Annotated in this window: 8 protein-coding genes; all 8 read right to left on the bottom strand. The window is 67.4% G+C overall.

What is annotated here, in order from left to right; genetic code table 11:
* Positions 1–153: 153 nt before the first annotated feature.
* The gene (locus AB1609_13335) at positions 154–507 is read right to left on the bottom strand and encodes a SpoVA/SpoVAEb family sporulation membrane protein (protein ID MEW6047443.1); all 354 of its coding nucleotides are present in this window, start codon (positions 505–507) and stop codon (positions 154–156) included.
* A 9-nt stretch (positions 508–516) separates the two neighbouring features.
* Entirely contained in the window at positions 517–1,596 is a 1,080-nt protein-coding gene (gene spoVAD, locus AB1609_13330) for a stage V sporulation protein AD (GenBank protein MEW6047442.1), read from the bottom strand.
* Positions 1,593–2,060, bottom strand: coding sequence for a stage V sporulation protein AC (gene spoVAC, locus AB1609_13325; protein ID MEW6047441.1), 468 nt, complete (start codon positions 2,058–2,060; stop codon positions 1,593–1,595). The genes spoVAD and spoVAC overlap by 4 nt, the downstream gene beginning before the upstream one ends.
* Positions 2,061–2,101: 41 nt before the next feature.
* On the bottom strand, positions 2,102–2,317 hold the full coding sequence (locus tag AB1609_13320) for a dodecin family protein (GenBank protein ID MEW6047440.1): 216 nt from the start codon (positions 2,315–2,317) through the stop codon (positions 2,102–2,104).
* Between the two features lie 140 nt (positions 2,318–2,457).
* Complete coding sequence (locus AB1609_13315; protein MEW6047439.1) at positions 2,458–3,276, bottom strand: TIGR00282 family metallophosphoesterase; 819 nt, start codon at positions 3,274–3,276, stop codon at positions 2,458–2,460.
* 46 nt (positions 3,277–3,322) lie between these two features.
* Complete coding sequence (locus tag AB1609_13310; protein ID MEW6047438.1) at positions 3,323–3,877, bottom strand: hypothetical protein; 555 nt, start codon at positions 3,875–3,877, stop codon at positions 3,323–3,325.
* Between the two features lie 163 nt (positions 3,878–4,040).
* Positions 4,041–5,546, bottom strand: coding sequence for a ribonuclease Y (rny, locus tag AB1609_13305; protein ID MEW6047437.1), 1,506 nt, complete (start codon positions 5,544–5,546; stop codon positions 4,041–4,043).
* Positions 5,547–5,835: 289 nt separating this feature from the next.
* A complete protein-coding gene (locus AB1609_13300; GenBank protein MEW6047436.1) occupies positions 5,836–6,504 on the bottom strand; it encodes a RecX family transcriptional regulator in 669 nt (222 codons plus the stop codon).
* Positions 6,505–6,524 lie beyond the last annotated feature (20 nt).

Raw genomic sequence — 6,524 nt, 5'->3', positions numbered from 1 at the left:
GATGGCTCCCACGAACATCAACACGACGGCTGAGACGACGAACCGCACCGCTGCTCGAACCCAATCCACCTGAAGCGCACCTCCATCGGGTAGTTTCCCCCGCAGGGCCGAGAGCCTATGCCGCCAGAGCCAGGCGGCTGCACGCATCGCTTCTCAGCCGCGGGGATGAAAGAAGACGGCGATGAGGAAGCCGAAAAGGATCGACGCGGCGAAGACCGCGCTGGCCACCTCGAATGTTCCGGACAACGCCCCCCACAGGCCCTCACGAGCCAGGTGGTCGCTGACCCCCTTGGTCAGCACGAAACCGAAGTTGGAGACCAGCATCGAGGCTCCCGCCCCGGCCGCCCGCACCAGCGGTTCATACAGCCCCAGGCCCGCCAGTACTGCGCCCGAGACCACGTAGAGGACCATGGTGTGGGCCGGCGTGAGGGAGGTTTCGTCGGTGATCACCTGGCCGAGAGCACACAGCGCACCGCCGACCAGGAACGCGATGAGGAACTGCACCAGTCTCCCCCCTCACGTGACCCCCGGGCGCTCCAGGCTGACGGCGTGGGCCACCACGGGGATGCTCTCGCCCTGTTGGTAGGTGGTGGGGCTGTGCAGGCTCCCCGTGCCCACGAGCAGCACCCGGTTGACGAGACCTTTTTGCATGGCCTTCAGAAGATACCCCGAGACCACGCACGCGCTGGCGCCCAGGCCGCTCCCGCCCGAGTGGACGTCCTGGCGGGCGGGATCGTACATCAGCACGCCGCAGTCGCTGTGCCGCCCGTCGATGTCCAGCTGGTAGCGCTCTTTGAGCCAGTCGATGAGGATGGAGGAGCCCACCCGGCCCAGGTCGCCGGTCAGGATCCAGTCGTAGTCCTCCACCCTGCGGTTCGTGTCATCGAGGTGCCTGACCAGGGTATCGGCGGCCGCCGGGGCCATGGCGCTGCCCATGTCATAGGGGTCCTTCAGCCCGTAGTCGAGCACACGCCCGAAGGTGGCGTGGGTGATCTGCGCCGGTCCCTGCGCGTTGCCGTCCGCGACGACGGCGGCCCCGGCCCCGGTCACCGTCCACTGGGCCGTCGGGGGGCGCTGCACGCCGAGTTCGGTCGGAAAGCGGTACTGGCGCTCCGCCGCGTCGTGGTGGCTGGATGCTCCCACAACGACTCGCCGGGCAAACCCGGCGTCCACCAGCGAGGCCCCCAGGGCGAGCCCCCCTGCGAACCCCGCGCAGGCGCAGAAGATGCCCACGTGCGGGATGCGCAGCGATCGCATCGCGAAGCTGCTGCTCACGCACTGGTTGAGGAGGTCGGTGCTGATCGTCAAGTCGATGTCCGACTCCTGGCAGTTCGCCCGCGCTGCCACCTGGTGGACGGCGTCCTTGAGCATCTTGCTCTCCGTGCGCTCCCAGCACCGCTCGCCGTAGAACGTGTCCTCCAGGACGCAGTCCATGTAGCCGGCCAGGGGGCCCTTTCCCTCCATGGGGCCGACGATGGCGAAGCCGGCGACCACCCTGGGTGGCAGCAAGAAGCGGACGGTGCCCTGCCCCAGCCTCCGGGCCGCTGCCTGCGGCTCGGCCGGCGGGGCCTGTGCGGCGGCAGGCAAGCCCGTCACCCTTTCAGCATGAGCCAGCGAATGATTCCCATCGCCACGGACGCCGTGACCCCGTAGACGATCACCGGCCCCGCTATCTGGAACATGCGGGCCGCCAGGCCGAACACGTATCCCTCACGAGCAAACTCCATGGCGGGGGCGACGATGCTGTTCGCAAAGCCGGTAACGGGGATGGCCGCCCCGGCGCCGCCGAACCTGGCGATGTCGTCGTAGACGCCAAGCCCTGTCAGCAGCGCTCCTGCTAAGAGCAGGGCCACCGCCGCCCTTGCGCTCGCCTGGTCCGGTGAGAGCCCGGTTCGCAGGAACAGGGCAATGAGGCCCTGCCCAATCAGTGCGATGGTGCCGCCGGTCAGGAACGCAAACAGCGCGTTGCGAAGGTACGGCGGTTTCGGGCGGCGCCGGCTCGCGAATTGCTGGTAGTCGACCTGGGTCTGCCGCTCGTGCGTCTGGGTCTGGGAGGCCACGGCTGTCACCTCAGCGTGCAGGATGTCCGGCAGGATACCTCTTAGTCGGTACCGTCCACCTTGAAGGCAACCTGCACGTCGGCCTTGTACTCCACGATGCTGCCGCTTGCAGGATCCACGTTGGCGGTCCAGTTCAGCACTTCGACGCCGCTGATGTTCCGTACTGTCTTGGCCGCCTGCCGCACCGCCTGCCTCACGGCATCCTCCCAGCCGACCTTGGACTCACCGACAAGTTCGATGACTTTGACGACTGCCACGCCCTGAAACCCTCCGCGGCCGGCCAGAGTGTGGGATGTCCCGTCCGGGAGCCGGCCGCTTCATAATCTGCGCCGTGCCCGGCGCCTCCCATTCAGGCCGGCGCAACACCCGGGCGAGGATGCGGCGGAGCGGAGGAGCGTTACTCGTCCTGCGCGGCTGTATTGGAGGAGGCCATATCCGAAAAGCGACAGATCCGCTCGATGGAGAGCGCCCTGCCGGTCCGGGCGTCCACCTCGACCAGGGCCATGTCCATGCGGACCCTTCCCGGCGCCACCTCGAAGCGGTGGGGCAGCGCGCTGAGCATGTGCCGCAGCACGCCTTCCCTTTCCATCCCGATGATGCTGTCGTGAGGGCCGGTCATGCCCAGGTCGGTGATGTAGGCCGTGCCGGCAGGCAGCAGCCGCTCGTCCGCCGTGGGGACGTGGGTGTGCGTGCCGAAGACCGCACTGACCCGGCCGTTCAGGTACCACCCCATCGCTACCTTCTCGGCGGTCGCCTCGGCGTGGAAGTCCACCAGCACCACGCGCGCATGGGCGGCCACCTCCTCGATGAGGCGGTCGGCCGTCCGAAACGGGCAATCGAGCGCCCCCATGAACGTACGGCCCATGAGGTTGATGACCGCGACGCTCTCACCCGAGCGGCGGCTACGAGCCACCACGTAGCCGGTGCCCGGTGTCCCGGGGGGAAAGTTGGCCGGGCGCAGGAGCTGCGGCACTTCGTCGATGAACTCCAGGATCTCCTTGCGATCCCAGACGTGATTGCCCGTGGTGACGACGTCCACGCCTGCATCCAGGAGTTCCTGAACCGTCTTGCGGGTGACACCGAACCCGCCCGCCGCGTTTTCGCCGTTCGCCACCACGAAGTCGGCGCCGGACTCGGCCATCACGGCCGGGAGCAGCTCGCGCAGGGCGCGGCGCCCCGGCCGCCCCACCACGTCACCGATGAGAAGGATGCGCATGAAGACCTCCGTGGCTTCGTGGGACAGCCCGTAGCCTGCAGGCCTTTCAGTGCTGCCTCGAGCGGGATGCGGCCAGGTGCCCGGAGACCTGGTTGTAGACGAGGGGCTGCCCGCTGTGGCGAAGCCCGATCAGAACCCGGGCGCTCCTCTTGCGCTTGAGCGCCTGCAAAAGGCGCCTCAAGGTCTCGGGGCTGTCATCCTGGTCGTCGTCCTGAGCCGGCCCCAGCCCACCGGCCGTCGCCTCGGCCACGACACGGGGCCCCAGCACCTGGCGCACCAGGCCAACCATTACGGCAACTTCCTGCACGGATAGGGTATCCAGGTCCCGCTGCATGATCAACTGGGTGTAGCCTTCGAAGAAGGTGCGCCGGATCCGGAAGCGCCCGGCCTTCTGTCCGGTCAGTGCCGCCAGCGCCTCCAGCCCCTGGCCCATCAGTGTCCTGAGGCGCATGAACTCGCCGGCGCCGATCCTGCCTTCCGCCACGAAGGTGAACTCGATAAGGCGGTCCGGAGCGAGGCACCGCACCGCGATGATGGCACTGTACCGCCGCAGGAGAAACGTGAGAAAGCTTGCGTCAGCGTACCTTCGTGAGGGTTGCATGCCCCTGCTCCCCAAACCCCTGTTAGCAGAGGCTTCGGCAGTGCTCGATGGAATCCTTGACGGTGGCGTGTAGGGAATTAGAGGGGCCATCCGCAGGCCCCGCAAAGCAAAGGAGCCCACCGTCTCTTTGAACGGTGGGCTCCCTTCCATTGCCGCGCGCTGTTCAGCGAGCATACTCCACTGCGCGGGTCTCCCGGATCACGGTTACCTTGATCTGCCCGGGGTACTCCAGCTCCTGCTCGATCCGCTTGCTGATCTCCTTGGCGAGCCTGGCAGCCGTACCGTCGTCCACCCGCTCGGGCTTGACGATAACCCGGATCTCCCGGCCGGCCTGGATCGCATACGCCTTGTCGACTCCATCGAAGGAGTCCGCGATGGCCTCCAGCTTCTCCAGCCGTTTGATGTACGACTCCAGGGTCTCCCGCCGGGCGCCGGGCCGTGCTGCCGAGATGGTGTCGGCCGCCGTGACCAGCACCGCCTCCACGGTCCGCGGCTCGTAGTCCCCGTGATGGCACGACATGGCGTGGACGACCTCGGGCGACTCGCGGTAGCGCCGGAGCAGCTCCATTCCGATCTGGAGGTGGCTACCTTCCACTTCGTGCGTGACGGCCTTGCCGATGTCGTGCAACAGCCCGGCCCGCCGCGCGATCTCGACGTTGGCTCCGAGTTCGCCCGCCATCAGGCCTGCCAGATGGGCAACTTCCAGTGAGTGCTTCAGTACGTTCTGCCCGTAGCTGGTGCGGAACTTCAACCTGCCCAGCAGCTTGATCAGTTCCGGATGCAGGTTGTGGACCTTGGCCTCGAACGCGGCCTGCTCCCCGTACTCCCGGACGATGGTGTCGACCTCCTTCTGGGCCTTCTCCACCATCTCCTCAATCCGGGCCGGGTGAATCCGGCCGTCTGCCACCAGCCGTTCCAGAGCCAGCCGTGCAACCTCTCGCCGCACGGGGTCGAAACCTGACAGGATCACCGCCTCGGGCGTGTCGTCAATGATGAGGTCAATGCCGGTGAGCGTTTCGAGCGTGCGGATGTTGCGGCCCTCTCGCCCGATGATCCGGCCCTTCATCTCGTCGTTGGGAAGGTTCACCACCGAGACGGTGATCTCGGCCACATGGTCCACGGCACACCGCTGGATGGCCTGAGCGATGATCTCCTTGGCCTTCCGGTCGGCCTCTTCCCGTGCCTTCTCCTCGGCCTCACGCAACATGCGGGCAACGTCACGCTGGATCTCCTGATCCACTTCCTGGAGCAGATGCTGGCGAGCCTCATCGGTGGTCATCCCGGCGACCCGCTCCAACTCGGCGCGGCGCCGCTTGACCAGTTCCTGCGCCTCCGCGGTGGCGATATCGAGAGCCTGAGCTTTCCTCGCCAGGATCTCCTCACGCTGCTCCAGGCTCTCCAGTTTCCGCTCGAGCGCCTCTTCGCGCTGAAGCAGCCGCCGCTCAAACTGCTGCAGTTCGTTGCGCTCGTGGCGGATCTCCCGTTCGGCCTCCGTCCGAAGCCGGTGCGCTTCCTCTTTGGCCTCCAGGACCGCTTCACGTTTCCTGGCCTCGGCCGTCCGAACCGCCTCATCGAGGATGGCCTTGGCCCGTGCCTGCGCACCTCCGATCCGGGATTCGGCCAGGATCTGCCTGGCCAGGTACCCGGCGGTGAAGCCGGCGGCCAGCATGAGCGCGAACAAGCCGTAAACGAACGCGGCGATCCGCGACACCCCCTTCACTTGTCAAGGTGCATGCTTCTGGCAGCCGGCCGTACGGAAGGCAACAGGTGGCCGGCGCCTATGGGGAAGCCCTGCCGGCGCCCACCGATCACCCCGAATGGACAAAAAGCCGAGAGGGATACCCACTCGGCTGCCGGCAGGCATCTTTTCTTGAGGGGCGGCAATCCGCAGCAAATGCGGAAACCCGCTTGGCCTCAAGCGCTATTTTAGCCCCCGATTGAAGACCCTGTCAACGCGGCTACGGCGCTTCGAGCCACCTGCGGGCTTCCGGGCCGAGGACGGCGCATAGCGCGTGGCGCACCACCTCGTCCTCGAATCCGCGGCGCGCCAGGTAGCGGTAAAGACGCGCCACCTTCTGTTCCGAAGGGAGCGGCTCCAGGGAGCGCACGTGGCGCCGTGCAAGCTCTGTGGCTTTCCGCTGCTCCTCTTCCTGCGGGTAGCCCTCCTCCACCGCCTCGACGGCAACCTCCCGGTCTACCCCCCGGCTCTCGATTCGCGCGACGAGTTCCTGGCGGCCGGCACCCCCACGCGCTAGGCTGACCCCCACGATGTCCCGCGCCAGGGCACGGTCGTCCAGGTAGCCCAGCTCGCCAGCCCACTGCACCGCGTCCTCCACGGCGGAGGCATTGAAGGGCCAGGTCCCGAGGAGCCGGCGCAATTCGGCGACGCTGCGCCCGCGGTGCGCCAGGAGGTGCAGGGCGCGCCGCCGGGCGCTGGCGCGCTCCGCCTCGTCCAGAAGCCTCTGTTCCGCTTCACCGAGCGGGCGCGGCAGCCCGAGGTTCGGGCCGGCCAGGAAGCGAAGCCCCTTCACCGCCTCCCGGTCGAGCACCCAGCTTCTGGCGCCTCCATCCGCAACAGCCCGGTACCAGCTTCGCCCGCGGCGGTGATCAAGGTGTGTCAGGACCATCTACGGCCTTGATCCGCCTC

It is taken from the genome of Bacillota bacterium, from assembly GCA_040754675.1.
Lineage (GTDB): Bacteria > Bacillota > Limnochordia > Limnochordales > Geochordaceae > Geochorda.
The sequence above is the reverse complement of the archived record's forward strand: the minus strand, read 5'-3'. Positions and strand labels throughout refer to the sequence as shown.

Excerpts from the sequence above, each read along its gene's own strand:
- AB1609_13315 (MEW6047439.1), bottom strand. The coding sequence starts at position 3,276 with ATGCGCATCCTTCTCATCGGTGACGTGGTGGGGCGGCCGGGGCGCCGC.
- AB1609_13310 (MEW6047438.1), bottom strand. The coding sequence starts at position 3,877 with ATGCAACCCTCACGAAGGTACGCTGACGCAAGCTTTCTCACGTTTCTC.
- rny (MEW6047437.1), bottom strand. The coding sequence starts at position 5,546 with ATGCTGGCCGCCGGCTTCACCGCCGGGTACCTGGCCAGGCAGATCCTG.
- AB1609_13300 (MEW6047436.1), bottom strand. The coding sequence starts at position 6,504 with ATGGTCCTGACACACCTTGATCACCGCCGCGGGCGAAGCTGGTACCGG.